Source organism: Pseudomonas sp. LBUM1658, from assembly GCF_059716055.1.
In genome coordinates this window covers 340,872-362,405 of the sequence record NZ_CP166798.1, presented here as the reverse complement: position 1 = coordinate 362,405, position 21,534 = coordinate 340,872, and the positions used below count along the sequence as shown (strand labels likewise).

Here is a 21,534-nt window from a genome sequence, read left to right as displayed (position 1 = left end):
AAGATTAGCGAGTCCGAAATCGCCAAGATCGCAGCCTCCGGCAGCTCCTACACCGACCGCATTCACAAAAGTCGCCTGTGAACACTGACCGTAGGAGCTGCCGAAGGCTGCGATCTTTTCCAGAGCACCACAGTATATCGAGCCAATCAAATACCGCCTGAAAACTACTCCAGCGCCTTCCAGATATCCGTCGCGTACTCACGAATCGTCCGGTCGGACGAGAACCAGCCCATCCGGGCACTGTTCAGCACCGCCGAGCGCCACCATTCTTTCGAATCGTGCCAGTGTGCTTCGACCCGTAACTGAGCATTCCAGTAGGAGTCAAAATCGGCGCAGACCAGAAAGCGGTCATGGTCGACCAGCGAATCGATCAACCCGGTGTAACGGGTCGGATCATCCGGCGAGAACACCCCACTGCGAATCGCTTGCAACACATCTCCCAGTCGATGGGAGGCCGCAATATCGGGTACGGCGCTGAATTCGGCGTTGAGTGTGCGCGCTTCGACCTGCTGGGCGCTGAGACCAAAGATAAACATGTGTTCGGCACCGATGCGCTCGCACATCTCCACATTGGCACCGTCCAGCGTGCCGATGGTCAGGGCGCCGTTGAGACCGAATTTCATGTTGCTGGTGCCTGACGCCTCGAAACCGGCGGTGGAGATCTGCTCCGAGAGGTCGGCTGCGGGAATGATGCTCTCGGCCAGGCTCACGTTGTAATTGGACAGGAACACCACCTTGAGCAGGCCGTGCACGGTCGGGTCGTTGTTCACGGTGCGCGCGATGTCATTGGCCAGTTTAATGATCAACTTGGCCTGGTGATAACTGGCCGCGGCCTTGCCGCCGAAAATTTTCACCCTCGGCACCCAGTCGACTTCCGGTTCCGCGCGGATCGCCTGGTACAACGCCACGGTGTGCAGCAGGTTGAGTAACTGGCGCTTGTATTCGTGAATCCGTTTGACCTGCACATCGAACATCGCCGCCGGGTTGACCGTGATCCCCAACTGCTCCTGGATGATATTGGCCAGGGCTCTTTTGCTGTGCAGCCGCTGCTCGGCGAATTGCTTGCGGAACGCCGCCTTCTCGGCGAACGGCTCCAGGTCGATCAAGCGCTCTTCAACGTTATCCAGCAGCTTGGGACCCAATGCATCAACCATCATTGAGGTCAGTTCCGGATTGGCCTGGTACAACCAGCGACGGAAAGTGATGCCGTTGGTCTTGTTGTTGATCCGTTCCGGGTAGAGCTTGTGCAGTTCGGAGAACACCGTGCTGCGCATCAATTGGGTATGCAGGCCGGAAACACCGTTGACGCTGTGGGAGCCGAGAAACGCCAGGTTGCCCATGCGTACCCGGCGGCCGTTGTCTTCCTCGATCAGTGACACGGCGCGCAGCACGTCGAAATCGTGGATGCCCTTGGCCCGCAGAGAGTCGATGTGCTGGGCGTTGATCAGGTAAATGATCTGCATGTGCCGCGGCAGCATCCGCTCCATCAGCCCTACCGGCCAGGTTTCCAGCGCTTCGGGCAACAGCGTGTGGTTGGTGTAGGACAGCGTGTTGACGGTGACTTGCCAGGCCGCATCCCAAGGGATGTCGTGCAAATCGACCAACTGCCGCATCAGCTCGGCCACCGCAATCGAGGGGTGGGTGTCGTTAAGCTGGATCGCGGCGTGATCGCCAAGGCTCAGCACCGAGTCATGCATGTTCTTGTGCCGGCGCAGCAAATCCTGCAACGACGCAGAGACGAAGAAATATTCCTGACGCAGCCGCAATTCCTGGCCGGCCTCGGTGCTGTCGGCGGGATAGAGCACACGGGAAATACTTTCCGCCCGCGCCACTTCGGCCACAGCGCCCAAGTGGTCGCCAGCGTTGAAGCGTTCCAGGTGCAGGTCTTCCATGGCCCGCGCCCGCCACAGACGCAGGGTGTTGACGCTGGCACCGCGCCAGCCGACCACAGGCGTGTCGTAGGCCACCGCTCGGACTGTTTCCGCCGGCCACCAGACTTGCTTGGTCTTGCCGGTTTCATCCATCACGGTCTCGACACCACCGCCGAAGCCGATCGGGTAAATGACCTCAGGCCGCTCGAACTCCCAGGGGTTGCCGAAATCCAGCCAGTGCTCGGTCTGTTCCTGCTGCCAGCCGTCGACAATGGCCTGACGGAACAAGCCGTGCTCATAGCGAATACCGTAGCCATGGCCAGCGATGCCGAGAGTCGACATGCTCTCCATGAAACACGCAGCCAATCGCCCAAGGCCGCCGTTACCCAGCGCCGCATCGGGCTCCAGCAGGCGGATACGCTCAAGATCGACGCCCAGTTCGGTCATCGCCTCGCGCGCCACATCCAGCAGGCCGAGGTTGCTCAGGCTGTCGTAGAGCAGACGGCCGATGAGGAACTCCAGCGAAAGATAGTAAACACGCTTCTGGCCTTTGCGGTAGATCTGCCGCGTGTGGTCCATCCAGTGTTCAACCATATGGTCTCGCGCGGCCAAAGCAATTGCTTCGAACCAGTCATGGTCAAACGCGTGATCCGGGTCTTTACCCACTGCATAGGTAAGTTTGGTCAAGACAGCGTCGCGAAATGCGGCCACCTCTGCGTCACGAACAAGTGGTTCCTGAGTCATCAATACAACCTCGAGCGAGATAGACGGCATGGAATTGTCTGAGCCTAGTCGGTCTGACACGAGGCAGAGGTTCCGGTTCGGCATTTTCTGCAATTACCCAAGTAAACATTTTCTCCCGACCGATGCGCCCTGAAAAGATGCAGATGTCGTGCCGATCCGGACTAAATGTCCTGAAACGGACGAAAAACCGGCAAATGGTTGTTCATACCTTCACCAACCCCGGTATCATCGCGCGCCCTGATACACCCCTGGTAACAACCGATGATGAAGTCCAACCTGATCGCCGCCGCAGAGATCGATCGCCTCGATACCTGGGCCAAGTATTCTGCGCCGATGTGCGGTTCCTGCGTGTCCAGCTGCTGCACACTGCCGGTCGAGGTCAAGATCAAGGATCTGATCCGTATTGGCATCGTCGATGAATTCGAGCGCGGCGAGCCAGCGAAGAACATCGCCAAGCGCCTGCAGAAGGAAGGGATCGTCGAGCGTTACAACCAGAAGTCCGAGATTTTCACCCTCCAGCGCATGAGTAACAACGATTGCCTGTACCTGGATCGTAAGAGTCGTCTGTGCACTATTTATGAAAAGCGTCCGGATACCTGCCGCAACCACCCGAAAATCGGGCCGCGGCCGGGGTATTGCGCCTATAAGCCGAAAGAAGTGGCGCGTGAGACGAGCAGTAGCCGTCGGACGCTGGAAAAGTTTTAAGCTCAAAAGATCGCAGCCTTCGGCAGCTTCCTACATAGGATTGATGTACACCTGTAGGAGCTGCCGAAGGCTGCGATCTTTTGATTTTTGCTCCAGATAAATAAAAACGCCCCCGACCTTGCGGTCGGGGGCGTTTTTTTAAGCGTTAACTAAGTCGTAACTCAGTTGCCGCTTTTCTTGGCAGCGCGGGTACGCTCGCTTTCGCCCAGGATCTTCTTGCGAAGACGGATGGACTTAGGCGTTACTTCACACAATTCGTCTTCTTGAACGAATTCCAGAGCTTGCTCCAGGGTGAAGCGGATAGGCGGAACCAGTGCGATGGTTTCGTCTTTACCGGAAGCACGCATGTTGTCGAGCTTCTTGCCTTTGGTTGGGTTGACACCCAGGTCGTTGTCGCGGCTGTTGATGCCGACGATTTGACCTTCGTACACGTCTTCGCCATGGCCCAGGAACAGCTTGCCACGAGCCTGCAGGGTTTCCAGCGAGTAAGTCAGAGCCTTACCGGTAGCAACCGAAACCAGCACGCCGTTCTGACGGCCGGACATGTCGCCGGACTTCATCACGTCGTAACGGTCGAAGATCGAGGTCAGGATGCCTGCACCGGAGGTCAGGGTCAGGAACTCGTTACGGAAACCGATCAAGCCACGAGCCGGGATGTTGTACTCAAGGCGAACACGGCCCTTGCCATCCGGAACCATGTTGGTCAGGTCGCCTTTACGGATACCGATCTGTTCCATGATTGCGCCTTGGGATTCTTCCGGCAGGTCGATGGTCACGTTTTCGTACGGTTCGTGCTTGACGCCGTCAACCATACGGATGATCACTTCCGGACGACCAACACCCATTTCGAAGCCTTCGCGACGCATGGTTTCGATCAGTACCGAGAGGTGCAGCTCACCACGGCCGGAGACTTTGAACTTGTCGGCGGTATCGCCTTCTTCAACGCGCAGAGCAACGTTGAACAGCAGTTCTTTATCCAGACGTTCCTTGATGTTACGGCTGGTGACGAACTTGCCTTCTTTACCGCAGAAAGGCGAGTCGTTTACCTGGAAAGTCATGGAAACGGTTGGTTCGTCAACGGTCAGCGGCTTCATCGCTTCGACGTTCAGTGGATCGCACAGAGTGTCGGAGATGAACAGCTGGTCGAAGCCGCTGATGCAAACGATATCGCCGGCAGCTGCTTCGTCAACGTCGATGCGGTGCAGACCGTGGTGACCCATCAGCTTCAGGATACGACCGTTACGCTTTTTGCCATCAATGTCGATGGCTACAACCTGGGTGTTCGGCTTGACGCGACCACGAGCGATACGGCCAACGCCGATCACACCCAGGAAGCTGTTGTAGTCCAGTGCCGAGATTTGCATCTGGAACGGGCCGTCACGGTCAACTTGTGGAGCTGGAACGTGGTCAACGATGGCCTGGTACAGCGGGGTCATGTCTTCCGCCATGGCGGTGTGTTCCAGACCGGCAATGCCGTTCAGGGCCGAAGCGTAAACAACCTGGAAGTCCAGCTGCTCTTCAGTAGCACCCAGGTTGTCGAACAGGTCGAAGATCTGGTCCAGAACCCAGTCCGGACGCGCGCCTGGACGGTCAACCTTGTTGATTACCACGATTGGACGCAGGCCGGCTTCGAAAGCCTTCTTGGTCACGAAACGGGTTTGCGGCATAGGGCCGTCTTGAGCGTCAACCAGCAGCAGAACGGAGTCAACCATCGACATTACGCGTTCTACTTCGCCGCCGAAGTCGGCGTGGCCCGGGGTATCCACGATGTTGATGTGGTAGCCGTTCCAGTTGATGGCGGTGTTTTTCGCCAGAATGGTAATACCGCGCTCTTTCTCCTGGTCGTTGGAGTCCATCACGCGCTCGTCGTTGAGCTCGTTGCGCTCCAGGGTGCCGGATTGACGCAAGAGTTTGTCTACCAGGGTGGTTTTACCATGGTCAACGTGAGCAATGATGGCGATGTTGCGTAGATTTTCGATCACTTGTGTATCTCGATCAGAGGATTCGGTGTGCTGACAGGTCGTGGCAGCGATTTTCAGTAGAGTCAGGCCTTGCCGTTACAGCTTGACGGCGGCGTCGGGGGGCCGGTGACGCAGGCCACAGGCATACAGCCCCGGGCTCTTAGCTCGGTCGATAAACGCGCACATTGGCATGCCCCTCACTGAGCAAATGGTGGGCATGCAGGCGACTCATCACGCCTTTGTCGCAATACAACAGGTACTGGCGAGTAGGGTCCAGTTCCTTGAAACGAGCGTTCAATGCATAAAACGGCATCGCTTGTACCTCGATGCCAGGCAGCTCCAGCGGCTCGTCGTCCTGAGCATCCGGGTGACGGATGTCGATCACGATCTGACCAGCCAGTGCTTCACTGACTTCTTCGACCTGCAAATCCTGGCCCAATTCATCGATCACTCGATCGATCGGCACCAGTTTGGCGTTCTCGAGCGCACGCTCGAGCACCGCCATATCGAACTGTTGTTCTTCATACTCCACGCGGTTGCGCTTGGCGTGGGTCTTGGGGTTGACCGAAATCACCCCACAATATTCCGGCATGTGCTTGGCGAAATCGGCAGTGCCGATCTCGTTGGCCAGATCAATGATGTCCTGCTTGTGACTGGCGATCAGCGGGCGCAGCACCAGCTTCTCGGTTACACAGTCGATTACCGATAGATTCGGCAGCGTCTGACTGGACACCTGGGAGATCGCCTCACCGGTAACCAGCGCATCGATCTCCAGCCGATCGGCAATTCTTGAAGCAGCGCGCAACATCATACGCTTCAATACTACGCCCATATGACTGTTATCGACTTTACCGAGAATTTCTCCGAGCACTTCCTCGAATGGCACGCTGACGAATAGCACGCGTTGAGAGCTGCCGTACTTCTTCCAAATGTAGTGCGCGACTTCCATCACGCCTAGCTCGTGGGCGCGGCCGCCCAGGTTGAAGAAGCAGAAATGACTCATCAACCCGCGACGCATGATCTGGTAGGCCGCCACCGTCGAATCGAAACCGCCGGACATCAGTACAAGCGTCTGTTCCAAGGCACCCAGCGGATAACCGCCGATGCTGTTGTGCTGGCTGTGGATCACAAACAACCGTTGGTCGCGAATTTCCATCCGCACTTGGATTTCCGGCTCTTTTAAAGAGATTCCGGCGGCACCGCACTGACGACGCAGTTGACTGCCGACGTATTTCTCGACTTCCATCGAGGTAAATGAGTGCTTGCCGGCACGCTTGCAGCGCACGGAAAAGATCTTGCCCGACAACGCATCGCCGAAGTGCTGCTTGCACTTGGCGACGATGTCGTCGAAGTCGCCCAACGGGTACTCATCAACCTGCAGGAAATGCGCGATGCCCGGCATGCAACTCAGGCGATCCATCATGTCCTTCAAGGCTTTCGGCTCGCTGACACGGGTTTCCATCACGAGATTATCCCACACACCGTTCACCACCACAGCCGGGTCCAGATCGCGGAGCACGGCACGGATGTTTTTGGCCAACTGGCGGATGAAACGCATCCGTACCGGGCGGCTCTTGATGATGATCTCGGGGAAGACTTTTACGATTAGTTTCATGAAAACAGCGCGCGAAGGGCCAGCCTAAAAAGGGGGGCGCGGATTATAGCGGAAATTGCTCAAGGTTTAACCAGTTAATATGCAGACGGTTCCGCACGCACCGAAACAGGGCGATTATGCTTTTACGCGCAACATTTCAGTGCGGAAAGTCTCCAGGTTTTCTCATTTCCACCTTTATATGGGAGAGTTTGGGGCGAAAAACCCAAGTCGGGGCACTGGCATGCAAATTGCTCCCTTGTGAGGCAGGTTGCCTTGGCAGAGTATTCGCGCCGGCATCACCCACATTCTAAGGGCACTCCACTACTAGCCCGAAGCCACCCCGGAGGACACTATGTCGAAGTCGGTTCAACTCATCAAAGATCATGACGTCAAATGGATTGATCTGCGCTTCACTGACACCAAAGGCACTCAGCACCACGTCACCATGCCGGCTCGCGACGCGCTGGATGACGCCTTCTTCGAAGAAGGCAAAATGTTCGACGGCTCCTCCATCGCTGGCTGGAAAGGTATCGAAGCTTCCGACATGATCCTGATGCCGGACGACTCCACTGCTGTCCTGGACCCGTTCACCGAAGAGCCGACCCTGATCCTGGTCTGCGACGTGATCGAACCTTCGACCATGCAAGGCTATGACCGTGACCCACGCGCCATCGCCAAGCGCGCCGAGGAATACCTGAAGTCCACCGGTATCGGCGACACCGTATTCGTTGGTCCAGAGCCAGAATTCTTCATCTTCGACGAAGTGAAGTTCAAGTCCGACATTTCCGGCTCCATGTTCAAGATCTTCTCCGAACAAGGCTCGTGGATGTCTGACCAGGACGTGGAAGGCGGCAACCGCGGCCACCGTCCAGGCGTCAAAGGCGGCTACTTCCCGGTTCCTCCGTTCGACCATGACCACGAAATCCGTACCTCCATGTGCAACGCCATGGAAGAAATGGGCCTGGTCATCGAAGTTCACCACCATGAAGTGGCAACTGCCGGCCAGAACGAAATCGGTGTGAAGTTCAACACCCTGGTAGCCAAGGCTGACGAAGTTCAGACCCTGAAATACTGCGTACACAACGTTGCTGACGCATACGGCCGCACCGCGACCTTCATGCCTAAGCCACTGTACGGTGATAACGGTTCGGGCATGCACGTTCACCTGTCCATCTCCAAAGATGGCAAGAACACCTTCGCTGGCGAAGGCTATGCCGGCCTGTCCGATACCGCTCTGTTCTTCATCGGCGGCATCATCAAGCACGGTAAGGCACTGAACGGCTTCACCAACCCGTCGACCAACTCCTACAAGCGTCTGGTCCCGGGCTTCGAAGCTCCAGTGATGCTGGCCTACTCGGCTCGCAACCGTTCCGCTTCGATCCGTATTCCTTACGTGTCCAGCCCTAAAGCTCGCCGTATCGAAGCTCGCTTCCCGGATCCGGCAGCCAACCCATACCTGGGCTTCGCTGCACTGTTGATGGCTGGCCTGGACGGCATCCAGAACAAGATCCACCCAGGCGACGCAGCTGACAAAAACCTGTATGACCTGCCGCCTGAAGAGGCGAAAGAGATCCCACAAGTTTGCGGTAGCCTGAAAGAAGCCCTGGAAGAGCTGGACAAAGGTCGTGCATTCCTGACCAAAGGCGGCGTTTTCAGCGACGACTTCATCGACGCTTACATCGCTCTGAAAAGCGAAGAAGAAATCAAGGTTCGCACCTTCGTACACCCACTGGAATACGAGCTGTACTACAGCTGCTAATCCGGTAGCGCCTGCGCAAGCGGCGTAACAGAGGCCTCCTTCGGGAGGCCTTTTTTGTGGGCAATTTCCGACACCCGATGGCACCTCGTCTGCGCGCACTCACAGCCCCATCCGGCAGCATTGCCATTGCGCTGCACGTAGCCTGACAGCGCTCATTCGAGCCTTCACGCCACCTCGCAAAGGATAGAGACATGAAAACAACATCCCCGGTCAGGACCTTACTCATTGCGCTCGCCTGCCTGCTCACTCTGGGCTGCAGCAATACCGACAAAAAAACCGGGATAGAAAAGGAAGTCTTGCTGCAGAGCAGCTCTTCCTGGGACGGAACGCCCTATGCGTCCTATCCGCAAGGCAGCCCCGAGCTGACGCTGCTCAAACTGAAGATATCTGCCAACACCGAACTTAAGTGGCACACTCACCCGATTCCCAATGCGGCTTACATCCTCGCGGGCGAGCTCACCGTCGAAGCCAGAGACAGCGGCCAGACCCGGGTACTAAAACAAGGGCAGACCCTGGCCGAGATGGTCAACACTGTGCATCGCGGCAAGACTGGCGACAGCCCGGTAGAACTCATTGTGTTCTATGCTGGCAGCCAGGGCATTGCGTTGTCGGAGTAATCTTGCTCAATTTATCGGGAAGCTTTAATGCGGCCGTTTTTACTGTTTCTGCTTTTATCTCTCGCGTTCTCGGCGACAGCGCAGATCTATAAGTACACCGATGCCAACGGCAACACTGCCTACAGTAATCAGCCGCCCGACGGCACCCGGAGCCAGCCTGTCGAATTGCCGCCACTCAATAGTGTCGAGCGTCAGCAGGCTGTTCCGCCAAAAACCAGCCCGGCACAAAACGCCAGCCAGCAAGCCAGTAGTGCCACATACGAAGTACTGGAGTTGACCGGCCTGCCCAGCGAAGAAGCCTTGCGCGCCAACAATGGCACCTTCACCGTGGGCGTCGCGCTGCAACCGCGCCTTCAAGGTGCGCATCGCCTGCGCCTCTTGCTGGACGGTCAGCCATATGGCCAGCCGAGCAATGTTCCGCGCCTGCAACTGGTCAATGTGGATCGAGGAGAGCACAGTCTCGCGGTGCAGGTGCTCAATGGTGAGACCGTTGTGCAACAAAGTCCGACCGCCACCTTTACCGTGCAACGGGTGCATATCCCTTGATGCCTTCCATCAGTCCACTGGCCCTCTGCCTGCTGCTGATCGCTCTTCCAGCTACGGCCGAAATCTATACCTATATCGATGCCCAGGGGAATCGGGTTTTCACCGACCAACCGCAACCGGGCAATGCCAAACGTGTTCCGCTGGCACCCGGCAATCGCATGTCAGCAACCCCGAGCGCAACCATCCCGACGCCAGCCGCCAGGAAGGCTCAGGACAAACCGCTCTTCCACTATCAGATGCTGCGGGTTCTGGTGCCAGACCCGGACGCCACGGTTCGTAGCACTCAGGGTGAGTTGATTGTCAGTGTCACCAATGAACCCGGCCTGCAACGCGGTCACCGCTATCGCCTTCTGCTGGACGGCCAGCCAACCGCTGCTCCAGGCCCCAGCCCGGTATTCGCCTTGAGCAATATTGACCGCGGCAGCCACCACCTGGCCGTGGAGATCCTCGATGAGCAAGGGCGGACCGTCGAGCGAACCGCCAATCAGCCTTTCCATATGCTGCGCATGTCCCTGGCGCAGAAGCGCCAGGTCAAACCTTGCACCCTTGTCGACTATGGCCAGCGTCCGGAATGTCCTTTGGCAGACAAACCTGAAGAAGAGAACGGTATTTTTTCATTCTTCTAAACGCCCTTCACGTTTGCGCACTATCTTGGTGCGATTAGTTGCACCCTAGTCACTTATCAACCCATTTTGGTTCGAAAATACCCGGCGGAGCTGGCAGAACGCCACGCAATCGAGCCTTAAGCGCCTTATTCAGGGGTTTAACGCTTCTTTTCGGAGCCTTGGTTTGGTTTTTGCATTTTCCTCACATCAGCGCTTTATTCGCGCGCGCAATTCGGGACCGGCCTCGGGTTGCCCTGCTCCAAAAGAGGTCCTAATGACCATCACCGACGCACTGCACCGCTTGCTACTCGACAACCTGACCACCGCAACCATCCTGCTCAACGCCGAGCTGCGCCTTGAGTACATGAATCCGGCGGCGGAAATGCTGCTGGCCATCAGCGGCCAGCGCAGTCATGGACAATTCATCAGCGAACTATTCACCGAATCAGCCGAAGCCCTGAGCTCCCTGCGCCAAGCCGTCGAGCAGGCGCATCCGTTCACCAAACGCGAAGCGATGCTCACCGCCCTGACCGGCCAGACCCTGACCGTCGATTACGCGGTGACGCCGATCCTCAGCGATGGCGCCACCCTGCTGCTGCTGGAAGTCCACCCTCGCGACCGTTTGCTGCGGATCACCAAGGAAGAGGCCCAGCTATCCAAGCAGGAAACCAGCAAGATGCTGGTGCGCGGCCTGGCCCACGAGATCAAGAACCCCCTCGGCGGGATTCGCGGCGCTGCCCAGTTGCTGGCCCGCGAACTGCCGGAAGACAGCCTCAGGGACTACACTAACGTGATCATCGAGGAAGCCGATCGCCTGCGCAACCTGGTGGATCGGATGCTGGGCTCGAATAAGTTGCCGTCACTGGCGATGACTAATATCCATGAAGTGCTTGAGCGCGTGGGCAGCCTGGTGGAGGCCGAAAGCCAGGGCCGCATCACTTTGGTGCGCGATTACGACCCGAGCATTCCTGACGTATTGATTGACCGTGAGCAGATGATCCAGGCGGTGCTCAACATCGTGCGCAACGCCATGCAGGCCATCGGCAGCCAGAACGAACTGCGCCTGGGCCGGATCAGCCTGCGCACCCGTGCGATGCGCCAGTTCACCATCGGCCATGTGCGCCATCGCCTGGTGACCAAGATCGAAATCATCGACAACGGCCCGGGGATTCCCGCCGAGCTGCAAGAAACCATCTTCTTTCCAATGGTCAGCGGCCGTCCGGACGGTACCGGGCTGGGCTTGGCCATTACTCAGAACATTATCAGCCAGCACCAGGGCCTGATCGAATGTGACAGCCATCCGGGCCACACCACGTTCTCGATCTTTCTGCCACTGGAACAAGGAGCCCCATCGACATGAGCCGTAGTGAAACCGTGTGGATCGTCGATGACGACCGTTCTATCCGTTGGGTTCTGGAAAAGGCCTTGCAACAGGAAGGCATGACCACGCAAAGCTTCGACAGCGCCGATGGCGTGATGAGCCGCCTGGCGCGCCAGCAGCCGGACGTGATCATCTCCGACATCCGCATGCCGGGCGCCAGCGGCCTGGACCTGCTGGCACGGATTCGCGAACAGCATCCACGGTTGCCAGTGATCATCATGACTGCTCACTCCGACCTGGACAGCGCTGTCGCGTCCTATCAGGGCGGCGCTTTCGAGTACCTGCCCAAGCCATTCGATGTCGACGAAGCCGTGTCCCTGGTCAAACGCGCCAACCAGCACGCTCAGGAACAGCAAGGCCTGTTGGAAGTGGCGCCAGCCCTGACCCGCACCCCGGAAATCATCGGCGAAGCGCCGGCGATGCAGGAAGTGTTCCGGGCTATTGGTCGGCTCAGCCACTCGAACATCACAGTATTGATCAACGGCGAATCCGGTACCGGTAAAGAGCTGGTGGCCCACGCCCTGCACCGCCACAGCCCGCGGGCGGCGTCACCGTTCATCGCCTTGAATATGGCGGCGATTCCCAAGGACTTGATGGAGTCCGAGCTGTTTGGCCATGAAAAAGGCGCATTCACCGGTGCCGCCAACCTGCGTCGCGGACGTTTCGAGCAAGCCGATGGTGGCACGCTGTTTCTCGACGAGATCGGCGACATGCCGGCAGACACCCAGACGCGTCTGTTGCGGGTATTGGCCGATGGCGAATTTTATCGGGTGGGCGGGCATACCCCGGTCAAGGTCGATGTGCGGATCATCGCCGCGACCCACCAGAATCTGGAAACCCTGGTTCATGCCGGGAAATTCCGCGAGGATTTGTTCCATCGCCTGAATGTGATCCGCATTCATATCCCGCGGATGTCCGATCGTCGCGAAGACATTCCGACCCTCGCCAAGCATTTCCTCGCCCGCGCCGCGCAAGAACTGGCGGTCGAGCCTAAATTGCTGAAAAGCGAAACCGAGGAATACCTGAAAAACCTGCCGTGGCCCGGCAACGTGCGCCAACTGGAGAACACCTGCCGCTGGATCACGGTGATGGCTTCGGGTCGCGAAGTGCATATCAGCGACCTGCCACCGGAGCTGCTGAATCTGCCGCAAGACTCGGCACCGGTGACCAACTGGGAGCAGGCGTTGCGTCAATGGGCCGATCAGGCACTGGCACGCGGCCAATCGAACCTGCTCGACAGCGCGGTGCCGAGCTTCGAGCGGATCATGATCGAAACCGCCCTCAAACACACCGCCGGCCGTCGCCGAGACGCTGCTGTGCTGCTGGGCTGGGGCCGCAACACCTTGACCCGCAAGATCAAGGAGCTGGGGATGAAAGTCGATGGGGCAGAGGATGATGAGAGTGATGAAGGTTAAGGCCTGATCGACCAGGCAATGTTGTTCTTTAGATCCATTCGCGGGCAAGTCGGATCGCTGCACCGCCGCTCCCACAAGGTACTGCGCGAAACCTGTGGGAGCGGGGCTTGCCCGCGAAGCTTTTTGTGCACCGCAATGGTGTGCGTGCACTGCCTCAATGCGTCGCGAACTGCGATCGAGCAGGGATCGATATCTGAAAATCCTCGCTTTCATCTCCGCAATCAAATCTACAGAAACGCCAAAGCCCCGTAACACGGGCTTCACAGAGATGTGACAAAGCTTTTCTGGAGGGTTTTGCAAAAACTGGCACGCCCCCTGCAATAGCTCAATCACTACCCAGTTTCGGGGACCTTGGTACAGGCAGGCCGGGGATTCCCCTCTTTACATCCGGGGCTCACAACGCGAGCAGCGACGAGCCCACCCAGTTTTGGGGACCTTGGTACAGGCAGGCCGAGAATCCCCCTCTTTACACCCGGAGCTCATGACGCATCAGCGTCGAGCCCCACCCAGTTTTGGGAACCTTGGTACAGGCAGGCCGGGGATTCCCTCTTTTATTGCTCCCGGAGACGGATCTCCAGCCGCCAGCGACCTTCCACTTCGGCACCGGACCATTCGCCACGCAACGGCCGGGCTGCCAGCAGATTCAGCAGCAACCCTCCATCACTGGAGCGCACCCGCCAATTCGCGTCCTTGCCGTTGACCTTCAGCTGACCCTTCTGCGCCCTGCCCGTCGCCTCGAACAGCAAAGCCACGGTGCCCTCGATATGTTCGCCATGCAGCTTGGGCTCATTGTTGAACCACAGCACCAAGCCATCCGTGACGACATCCACCTGCTGCAGCTCGGTCGGATCCGGTGTGGTCAGGCGGCCGATCATCAGGCCGACCATTACGCCGACTATCACCAGCGAGAAAAACATCCGGCGCAATAGCTTCGGCCGCGGATCCGCTTCAGGGGTAGAATGCAGCCCATCTTTACCTTCGGAGCCGTGCATGTTTCACGTCATCCTTTTTCAACCAGAAATTCCGCCGAACACCGGCAACGTCATCAGGCTGTGCGCCAACAGTGGCTGCCACCTGCATTTGATCGAGCCGCTGGGCTTTGAGATGGATGATAAGCGCCTGCGCCGGGCCGGCCTCGACTACCACGAGTATGCCACCCTGCAACGCCATGCAGACCTTGCCAGCTGCCTCGAAAGCCTCGGTCACCCACGCTTGTTCGCCTTTACCACCAAGGGCTCGCGACCGTTCCACGACGCCAGCTTCGCCGAGGGCGACGCCTTCCTGTTCGGTCCGGAAAGCCGGGGCTTGCCGGCCGAGGTGCTGGACGCCCTGCCAGCCGAGCAACGCCTGCGCCTGCCGATGCGCGAAGGCTGCCGCAGCCTGAATCTGTCCAACACGGTCGCCGTGGCGGTTTACGAAGGCTGGCGTCAACTCGGTTTTAAATAACACCACATAACAAATGTGGGAGCGGGCTTGCTCGCGAAGGGGGCATCGGCTTCAACATTAATGTTGACTGACACACCGCTTTCGCGAGCAAGCCCGCTCCCACATTGGGCTTGCTTCGACGCTCAGGACCGCTTATTGAACGGTCGGAGTCTCGCCCGCGGCCTGCATGCGTTGCAGCTCTTGTGCGTACAGCGCGTCGAAGTTCACCGGAGCCAGCATCAGCGCCGGGAACGAACCACGAACCACCAGGCTGTCCAGGGTTTCGCGAGCGTACGGGAACAGGATGTTCGGGCAGAACGCGCCCAGGGTGTGGCTCATCGAAGCGTCGTCCAGGTTCTTGATCAGGAAGATCCCGGCCTGTTGCACTTCAGCGATGAACGCGACTTCGTCACCGTTCTTCACGGTGACCGACAGGGTCAACACGACTTCGTGGAAGTCGCCTTCCAGACTCTTTTGACGAGTGTTCAAATCCAGAGCTACGCTCGGCTCCCACTGCTGGCGGAAGATCGCCGGGCTTTTCGGCGCTTCGAAGGACAGGTCACGCACATAGATACGCTGCAGGGAGAATTGCGGAGCAGATTCGTCTTCGCTGGCAGCAGTAGTGTTCTGTTCATCAGTCATCGCAGATCCTTCTCACTTTTAGGGTCTAACAGGGTTGGGGATTCAAGCCTTGAGCAGCGCGTCCAGCTTGCCGGCGCGCTCCAGAGCGTGCAGCTCATCACAACCACCGACGTGTGTGCTGCCGATCCAGATTTGCGGTACGGAAGTCCGGCCGGCCTTCTGGGACATTTCAGCGCGCACCTGCGGCTTGCCATCGACCTTGATCTCTTCGAAGGCTACGCCTTTACTCTCGAGCAGATACTTGGCTCGCGAGCAATAAGGGCAGTAGTCGCTGGAGTAGACAACGACCTGGCTCATATCACTTCACCAGCGGCAGATTGTCGCCTTTCCAGCTGGCAATGCCGCCGGACAGCTTGGCGGCGGTGAAGCCGGATTTCAGCAGTTCACGGGCGTGAGTACCGGAAGTCTGGCCCTGAGCGTCGACCAGGATGATGGTCTTGGCCTTGTGCTTTTCCAGTTCGCCGACGCGAGCGGTGAGTTTGTCGTGAGGAATGTTCAGCGCGCCAACGATGTGACCGGCGGCGAAATCCTTGGTCGGACGAATGTCGATCACCACGCCTGCGTCCTTGTTGACCAGCCCGGTCAGTTCACCGGTGCTCAGACTACGGCCGCCGCCTTTCATCTCATGGGCGATTAGCAGTGCCAGCAGAACGACGAAGATACCGACGAGCAGATAGTGTGTAGTGGCAAATTCAATCAGGTGAGCAACCATCTAGGAGGTTCCAGGACGTTAAAATGTCGGCCAGTATACACAGCCGCCATGGCCGACCAAACCCCGCCCGGCGGTGACGGCGATTGAACTTGCCTTTAAACTGCCACTCTTTTTTCCATACCCTATCAATCCAGCCACGAGTGGGATCTATGACTACCACGCCTAAACCTTTGGTCCTGATAATTCTGGATGGCTTCGGTTACAGTGAAAGCCAAGAAAACAACGCCGTTTATTCGGCCAAGAAGCCTGTGCTAGACCGCTTGTGCGCCACGGTGCCCAATGGTTTGATTTCGGGCTCGGGCATGGACGTCGGCTTGCCGGACGGCCAAATGGGCAATTCGGAAGTCGGCCACATGAACCTCGGCGCCGGCCGCGTGGTGTACCAGGACTTCACCCGGGTAACAAAATCGATCCGTGACGGGGATTTTTTCGAAAACCCGACCCTCTGCGCTGCCGTAGACAAAGCCGTTGCCGCTGGCAAAGCGGTGCATATCCTCGGTTTGCTGTCCGATGGCGGTGTGCACAGCCATCAGGACCACCTGATAGCCATGGCCGAACTGGCATCCAGGCGCGGCGCCGAGAAAATCTACCTGCACGCCTTCCTCGATGGCCGTGATACGCCGCCGAGAAGCGCCCAATCGTCGATTGAACTGCTGGATGAGTCCTTCAAAACCCTCGGCAAGGGTCGGATCGCCAGTATCGTGGGTCGTTATTTCGCCATGGACCGCGACAACCGTTGGGACCGTGTGTCCCAGGCCTACAACCTGATCGTCGATGGCAACGGCGAATTCAACGCCGCTACCGCTCAGGAAGGCCTGCAAGCGGCCTACGAACGCGGCGAGAACGATGAATTCGTCAAAGCCACGACCATTGGTGAGCCGGTCAAGGTCGAAGACGGCGATGCCGTAGTGTTCATGAACTTCCGCGCCGACCGCGCCCGCGAGCTGACCCGGGTGTTCGTCGAAGACGACTTCAAGGACTTCGAGCGCGCCCGCCAGCCGAAACTGGCAGCTTTCGTCATGCTGACCCAATACGCGGCCAGTATTCCGGCACCCTCGGCCTTTGCTCCGGGCAGCCTGGAAAACGTACTGGGCGATTACCTGGCAAAAAACGGCAAAACCCAACTGCGCATTGCCGAGACCGAGAAGTACGCCCACGTGACCTTCTTCTTCTCTGGCGGTCGTGAAGAGCCCTTCCCCGGCGAAGAACGCATCCTGATCCCGTCGCCGAAAGTCGCGACCTATGACCTGCAACCAGAAATGAGTGCACCAGAAGTCACCGACAGAATCGTCGACGCCATTGAAAACCAGCGTTACGACGTCATCGTCGTCAACTACGCCAACGGCGACATGGTCGGTCACAGCGGCATATTCGACGCGGCAGTGAAAGCCGTTGAATGCCTGGACCTGTGCGTTGGCCGGATTGTCGAGGCCCTGGAAAAAGTCGGCGGTGAAGCTCTGATCACTGCAGACCACGGTAACGTCGAACAGATGTCCGACGAATCCACCGGCCAGGCCCATACTGCGCACACCACGGAGCCTGTACCGTTCATCTACGTCGGCAAGCGCGACTTTAAAGTCCGCGAAGGTGGGGTACTGGCCGATGTGGCGCCGACCATGCTCAAACTGCTGGATCTCAAGCAGCCTGAAGAAATGACTGGCACTTCGATTCTGGTCTGACGCCCTGCACTGAATGAGGGCTCTTGTAGGAGCGAGCTTGCTCGCGATGGACGTTAACAATAATGCGTGTTTTCTGAATTAACGCGCCGCTCTTGAGTCCATCGCGAGCAAGCTCGCTCCTACAGGGCGCAGCTCCCACAAAGCCCGCACACATTGGTTTTGCGCTGTTTTTGCGTGCCAGACCCGACTCAACCCCACTCCAGTCATCACACAGCCTGAATTGGGCATTTTTTTTGCGGTCCGCGGCGGGCATACTAGGCCATCCCTTTCCCTGGTGTCGCCCGCCGCTATGCTTCGCGCCCTGATTACCCTTGCTCTTGTCTGCCTGCTCCAACCGGCCTTCGCCGACGAGCGCGTACAAACCCAACAACAGCTGGACGCTACGCGTCAGGATATTGCCGAGCTGAAAAAGCTCCTGGGCAAGCTCCAGGAGGAAAAAACCGGTGTGCAGAAAGACCTGCGCGGCACCGAAACCGAAATGGGCAAGCTCGAGAAGCAGGTCGAGACCCTGCAAAAAGAGCTGAAGAAAAGCGAATCCGAGTTGCAGCGGCTCGATGAAGAGAAAAAAAAACTCCAGAGCGCGCGCATTGAACAGCAACGACTGATCGCCATTCAGGCCCGTGCGGCCTACCAGAACGGTCGACAGGAGTATTTGAAGCTACTGCTCAACCAACAGAATCCGGAAAAATTTGCCCGGACCCTGACCTATTACGATTACCTGAGCCAGGCACGCCTGGAGCAGCTGAAGAACTTCAACGAGACCCTGCGCCAACTGGCCAATGTCGAACAGGACATCGCGCTGCAGCAGGCTCAGCTGCTAGTGCAGAAAAGCAGCCTCGACAGCCAGCGTGACGAACTCGATAAAGTCCGCAAAGAGCGCCAATTGGTGCTGGCCAGGCTCGACAGCGACGTAAAGGTCCGTGACGAAAAGCTCCAGGCCCGGGAGCAAGATCAGGCCGACCTGTCGAAAGTCCTGAAAACCATTGAAGAAACCCTGGCTCGCCAGGCCCGGGAGGCAGAAGAAGCACGACAAAAAGCGCTGATTGCCCAGCAGGAAGCCGAAAAAAAGCGCTTGCTTGAGGCCCAGGCGGCCGCCAGCGACGATAGCCCGCGCAAACCGGCTAAAGCAGCGCCCGGCCCGTTGGTTTCCAGTTCGGGAGCATCCTACGGCGGGCCTTTTGTCTCAGCGCGCGGCAAACTTCCATGGCCAGTTGATGGTCGCCTGCTTGCGCGCTTTGGCGAATCCCGTGGCGATGACGCCCGCACCAAGTGGGACGGGGTGATGATCAGCGCCTCCGCCGGCAGCCAGGTACACGCCGTACACGGTGGTCGCGTGGTCTTCGCCGATTGGTTGCGAGGGGCCGGGCTGCTGGTCATTCTCGACCATGGCAACGGCTACTTGAGCCTGTACGGACATAACCAGACGCTACTTAAAGAAGCTGGCGACATTGTCAAAGCCGGTGAATCCATCTCCACTGTCGGTAGCAGTGGCGGCCAGGACACCCCTGCGTTGTATTTCGCAATTCGCCAGCAGGGTCGCCCCAGCGATCCCGCACAATGGTGCCGTGCGCAAGGATAGGCGCACCATTTAATTCAGGAGTTTGTTCGACATGCTGCATTTGTCCCGCCTTACCTCGCTGGCCCTGACGATCGCCATTGTGATCGGTGCGCCCTGCGCGTTCGCCGCCGAAACCGCGAAGCCGGCGACGGCCGCGACCACCAAGGCGCCACTGCCCCTCGACGAGCTGCGCACCTTTGCCGAGGTCATGGACCGGATCAAGGCTGCCTATGTCGAACCCGTAGACGACAAGACCCTGCTGGAAAATGCCATCAAGGGCATGCTCAACAACCTCGATCCACACTCGGCCTACCTCGGCCCGGAAGACTTCGCTGAGCTGCAGGAAAGCACCAGCGGCGAATTCGGCGGCCTGGGCATCGAAGTTGGCGCCGAAGACGGCTTCATCAAGGTTGTTTCGCCAATCGACGACACCCCAGCGTCCAAAGCAGGCATTCAGGCCGGCGACTTTATCGTCAAGATCAATGGCCAGCCGACTCGCGGCCAGAGCATGACCGAAGCGATCGAAAAAATGCGCGGCAAGGTCGGCGAGAAAATCACCCTGACCCTGGTGCGCGATGGCGGCACACCGTTCGACGTGACGCTGGCCCGCGCCATCATTCAGGTCAAGAGTGTGAAGAGCCAGTTGCTCGAGTCCGGCTACGGTTACATTCGCATCACCCAGTTCCAGGTCAAGACCGGCGAAGAGGTCTCCAAGGCCCTGGCCAAGTTGCGCAAGGACAATGGCAAGAAACTCAACGGCATTGTTCTCGACCTGCGCAACAACCCGGGTGGAGTGCTGCAATCGGCGGTTGAAGTGGTCGACCACTTCATCACCAAGGGCCTGATCGTCTACACCAAGGGCCGCATTGCCAACTCCGAACTGCGCTTCTCCGCGACCGGCAAAGACGAAAGCGAAGCCGTTCCATTGGTGGTGCTGATCAACGGCGGCAGTGCTTCGGCTTCGGAAATTGTCGCCGGCGCCCTGCAGGACCAAAAACGTGCGGTCGTGATGGGCACTACCAGCTTCGGCAAAGGCTCGGTGCAAACCGTGCTGCCACTGAACAACGACCGTGCGTTGAAGATCACCACCGCGCTGTACTACACCCCGAACGGTCGCTCGATCCAGGCTCAGGGCATCGTGCCGGACATCGAAGTGCGCAAGGCCAAGATCACCAGCGAGCAGGACAGCGAATACTTCAAGGAAGCCGATCTGCAAGGTCATCTGGGCAATGGCAACGGCGGTGCCGACAAGCCGACCACCAGTGGCAAAGCCAAGCCGATGCCACAGGACGATGACTACCAATTGGCCCAGGCCCTGAGCCTGCTCAAAGGTCTGAGCATCACACGCAACCACTGAGATGCGTCTTGCGCTGTTCCTCGGTCTGCTCTGCTGCCTGGCGGGCGCTGCTCACGGGTTGCCCGCCGATACGGAGGCCCCGCACAAGGCTTACCTGAGCCTGATCATCGATGACCTTGGGCAAAACCTGCCACGGGACCGCCGGGTGCTGGCACTGCCCGGCCCGGTCGCCACCGCGGTGATGCCCGATACTCCCCATGCCGCCGAATTCGCCCGCGAAGCCCATCGCGCCGGCATGACAGTGATGCTGCACATGCCTATGGACCCCGCTACCGGTCCATTCGCCTGGCATCCCGACTTACCCCTGGAAGAACTCGAGAAACGCTTGAATGCGGCGTTCAAGGCCGTGCCCTACACCAGTGGCCTTAACAACCACATGGGCAGCCGCATGACCGCCGAACCCCAGGCCATGGCCTGGTTGATGGCTGACTTGCAACGTCGGCACAAATTCTTCGTCGACAGCCGCACCAGTGCTAAAACCGCGGCCGCGGCCCAAGCGCAGAAAACAGGATTGGCGAGTGTTTCGCGGGACGTGTTTCTCGATGATGAGCGCACCGAGGCGGCGATCTTCACTCAACTGCAGACCGCTATCAGCCTCGCTCGCAAGCAGGGCTCGGCGGTGATGATCGGCCACCCTTATCCACAAACCCTGGCGGTGCTTGAGCGTGAACTGCCCAAGCTCAAGGCCCAGGGCATCGACTGGATCGATATCAAGTTGATGATCAGTGTGCGCGGCAATCAAGCAACAGCAGCGCATGGAAAAAATGGGCGCTATCACGAAGTCCGATAACTAACTAGCACTACCCATAAAGAACCTGCGCCCCTCCTGCTCCCTCGAAAACTCCGGCATTACCAACATGTAGCGGGTAACCGTATATTTTCAAAACTCGCCACTGGTCTTTATCACGCACAATATATATGTATATCACCTGCACATATAAAACCCACCACAATACCCTTCCA

At 58.3% G+C, this 21,534-nt stretch carries 19 protein-coding genes; 12 read left to right on the top strand and 7 right to left on the bottom strand.

Annotated features, from left to right (window positions below; genetic code table 11):
• Positions 1 to 164 precede the first annotated feature (164 nt).
• Positions 165 to 2,615, bottom strand: coding sequence for a glycogen/starch/alpha-glucan phosphorylase (locus tag ACA064_RS01640; RefSeq protein WP_497671831.1), 2,451 nt, complete (start codon positions 2,613 to 2,615; stop codon positions 165 to 167).
• 264 nt (positions 2,616 to 2,879) lie between these two features.
• On the opposite strand from ACA064_RS01640, the gene ACA064_RS01635 reads away from it, so the two are divergent.
• The gene (locus ACA064_RS01635) at positions 2,880 to 3,320 is read left to right on the top strand and encodes a YkgJ family cysteine cluster protein (protein WP_149416955.1); all 441 of its coding nucleotides are present in this window, start codon (positions 2,880 to 2,882) and stop codon (positions 3,318 to 3,320) included.
• A 161-nt stretch (positions 3,321 to 3,481) separates the two neighbouring features.
• On the opposite strand, the gene typA is transcribed toward ACA064_RS01635, so the two are convergent.
• Both typA and thiI read right to left on the bottom strand, forming a co-directional pair.
• Positions 3,482 to 5,302 (bottom strand): translational GTPase TypA, encoded by a 1,821-nt coding sequence (typA, locus tag ACA064_RS01630; RefSeq protein ID WP_497671830.1) that lies wholly within the window; start codon positions 5,300 to 5,302, stop codon positions 3,482 to 3,484.
• A 139-nt stretch (positions 5,303 to 5,441) separates the two neighbouring features.
• Entirely contained in the window at positions 5,442 to 6,896 is a 1,455-nt protein-coding gene (gene thiI, locus ACA064_RS01625) for a tRNA uracil 4-sulfurtransferase ThiI (protein WP_497671829.1), read from the bottom strand.
• A 331-nt stretch (positions 6,897 to 7,227) separates the two neighbouring features.
• Here thiI and glnA point away from each other — a divergent pair, with 331 nt between their 5' ends.
• The 6 genes from glnA (at position 7,228) to ntrC (ending at position 13,198) form a co-directional block, all read left to right on the top strand.
• On the top strand, positions 7,228 to 8,634 hold the full coding sequence (gene glnA, locus ACA064_RS01620; RefSeq protein WP_497671828.1) for a glutamate--ammonia ligase: 1,407 nt from the start codon (positions 7,228 to 7,230) through the stop codon (positions 8,632 to 8,634).
• A 191-nt stretch (positions 8,635 to 8,825) separates the two neighbouring features.
• Complete coding sequence (locus tag ACA064_RS01615; RefSeq protein WP_497671827.1) at positions 8,826 to 9,251, top strand: cupin domain-containing protein; 426 nt, start codon at positions 8,826 to 8,828, stop codon at positions 9,249 to 9,251.
• 27 nt (positions 9,252 to 9,278) lie between these two features.
• The gene (locus ACA064_RS01610; RefSeq protein ID WP_497671826.1) at positions 9,279 to 9,797 is read left to right on the top strand and encodes a DUF4124 domain-containing protein; all 519 of its coding nucleotides are present in this window, start codon (positions 9,279 to 9,281) and stop codon (positions 9,795 to 9,797) included.
• Positions 9,797 to 10,423: a DUF4124 domain-containing protein gene (locus ACA064_RS01605; protein WP_497671825.1), complete on the top strand. Its 627-nt coding sequence runs from the start codon at positions 9,797 to 9,799 to the stop codon at positions 10,421 to 10,423. The genes ACA064_RS01610 and ACA064_RS01605 overlap by 1 nt, the downstream gene beginning before the upstream one ends.
• A 253-nt stretch (positions 10,424 to 10,676) precedes the next feature.
• Complete coding sequence (gene glnL / locus ACA064_RS01600) at positions 10,677 to 11,762, top strand: nitrogen regulation protein NR(II) (protein WP_497671824.1); 1,086 nt, start codon at positions 10,677 to 10,679, stop codon at positions 11,760 to 11,762.
• The gene (ntrC, locus tag ACA064_RS01595; RefSeq protein WP_497671823.1) at positions 11,759 to 13,198 is read left to right on the top strand and encodes a nitrogen regulation protein NR(I); all 1,440 of its coding nucleotides are present in this window, start codon (positions 11,759 to 11,761) and stop codon (positions 13,196 to 13,198) included. Before glnL ends, ntrC begins: the two co-directional genes overlap by 4 nt.
• A 551-nt stretch (positions 13,199 to 13,749) precedes the next feature.
• On the opposite strand, the gene ACA064_RS01590 is transcribed toward ntrC, so the two are convergent.
• Positions 13,750 to 14,190 (bottom strand): hypothetical protein, encoded by a 441-nt coding sequence (locus ACA064_RS01590; RefSeq protein WP_497671822.1) that lies wholly within the window; start codon positions 14,188 to 14,190, stop codon positions 13,750 to 13,752.
• Here ACA064_RS01590 and ACA064_RS01585 point away from each other — a divergent pair.
• Complete coding sequence (locus ACA064_RS01585) at positions 14,189 to 14,644, top strand: tRNA (cytidine(34)-2'-O)-methyltransferase (RefSeq protein ID WP_019691309.1); 456 nt, start codon at positions 14,189 to 14,191, stop codon at positions 14,642 to 14,644. The genes ACA064_RS01590 and ACA064_RS01585 overlap by 2 nt on opposite strands.
• A 132-nt stretch (positions 14,645 to 14,776) precedes the next feature.
• Here ACA064_RS01585 and secB read toward each other — a convergent pair whose 3' ends face one another.
• Genes secB through ACA064_RS01570 form a run of 3 tightly spaced genes read right to left on the bottom strand, consistent with a single transcriptional unit; the run spans position 14,777 to position 15,977 of the window.
• Complete coding sequence (gene secB, locus ACA064_RS01580; RefSeq protein WP_497671821.1) at positions 14,777 to 15,265, bottom strand: protein-export chaperone SecB; 489 nt, start codon at positions 15,263 to 15,265, stop codon at positions 14,777 to 14,779.
• Positions 15,266 to 15,307: 42 nt separating this feature from the next.
• Entirely contained in the window at positions 15,308 to 15,562 is a 255-nt protein-coding gene (grxC, locus tag ACA064_RS01575; protein WP_497671820.1) for a glutaredoxin 3, read from the bottom strand.
• 1 nt (position 15,563) lies between these two features.
• The gene (locus ACA064_RS01570; protein WP_497671819.1) at positions 15,564 to 15,977 is read right to left on the bottom strand and encodes a rhodanese-like domain-containing protein; all 414 of its coding nucleotides are present in this window, start codon (positions 15,975 to 15,977) and stop codon (positions 15,564 to 15,566) included.
• Positions 15,978 to 16,126: 149 nt separating this feature from the next.
• On the opposite strand from ACA064_RS01570, the gene gpmI reads away from it, so the two are divergent.
• The 4 genes from gpmI (at position 16,127) to ACA064_RS01550 (ending at position 21,361) form a co-directional block, all read left to right on the top strand.
• Entirely contained in the window at positions 16,127 to 17,656 is a 1,530-nt protein-coding gene (gpmI, locus tag ACA064_RS01565; RefSeq protein ID WP_497671818.1) for a 2,3-bisphosphoglycerate-independent phosphoglycerate mutase, read from the top strand.
• A gap of 289 nt (positions 17,657 to 17,945) precedes the next feature.
• Positions 17,946 to 19,235: a murein hydrolase activator EnvC family protein gene (locus ACA064_RS01560; RefSeq protein WP_497671817.1), complete on the top strand. Its 1,290-nt coding sequence runs from the start codon at positions 17,946 to 17,948 to the stop codon at positions 19,233 to 19,235.
• 31 nt (positions 19,236 to 19,266) lie between these two features.
• Complete coding sequence (locus tag ACA064_RS01555; RefSeq protein WP_497671816.1) at positions 19,267 to 20,571, top strand: S41 family peptidase; 1,305 nt, start codon at positions 19,267 to 19,269, stop codon at positions 20,569 to 20,571.
• Position 20,572: 1 nt separating this feature from the next.
• Positions 20,573 to 21,361, top strand: a complete 789-nt coding sequence (locus tag ACA064_RS01550; RefSeq protein WP_497671815.1) for a divergent polysaccharide deacetylase family protein — start codon at positions 20,573 to 20,575, stop codon at positions 21,359 to 21,361.
• Positions 21,362 to 21,534: the final 173 nt, after the last annotated feature.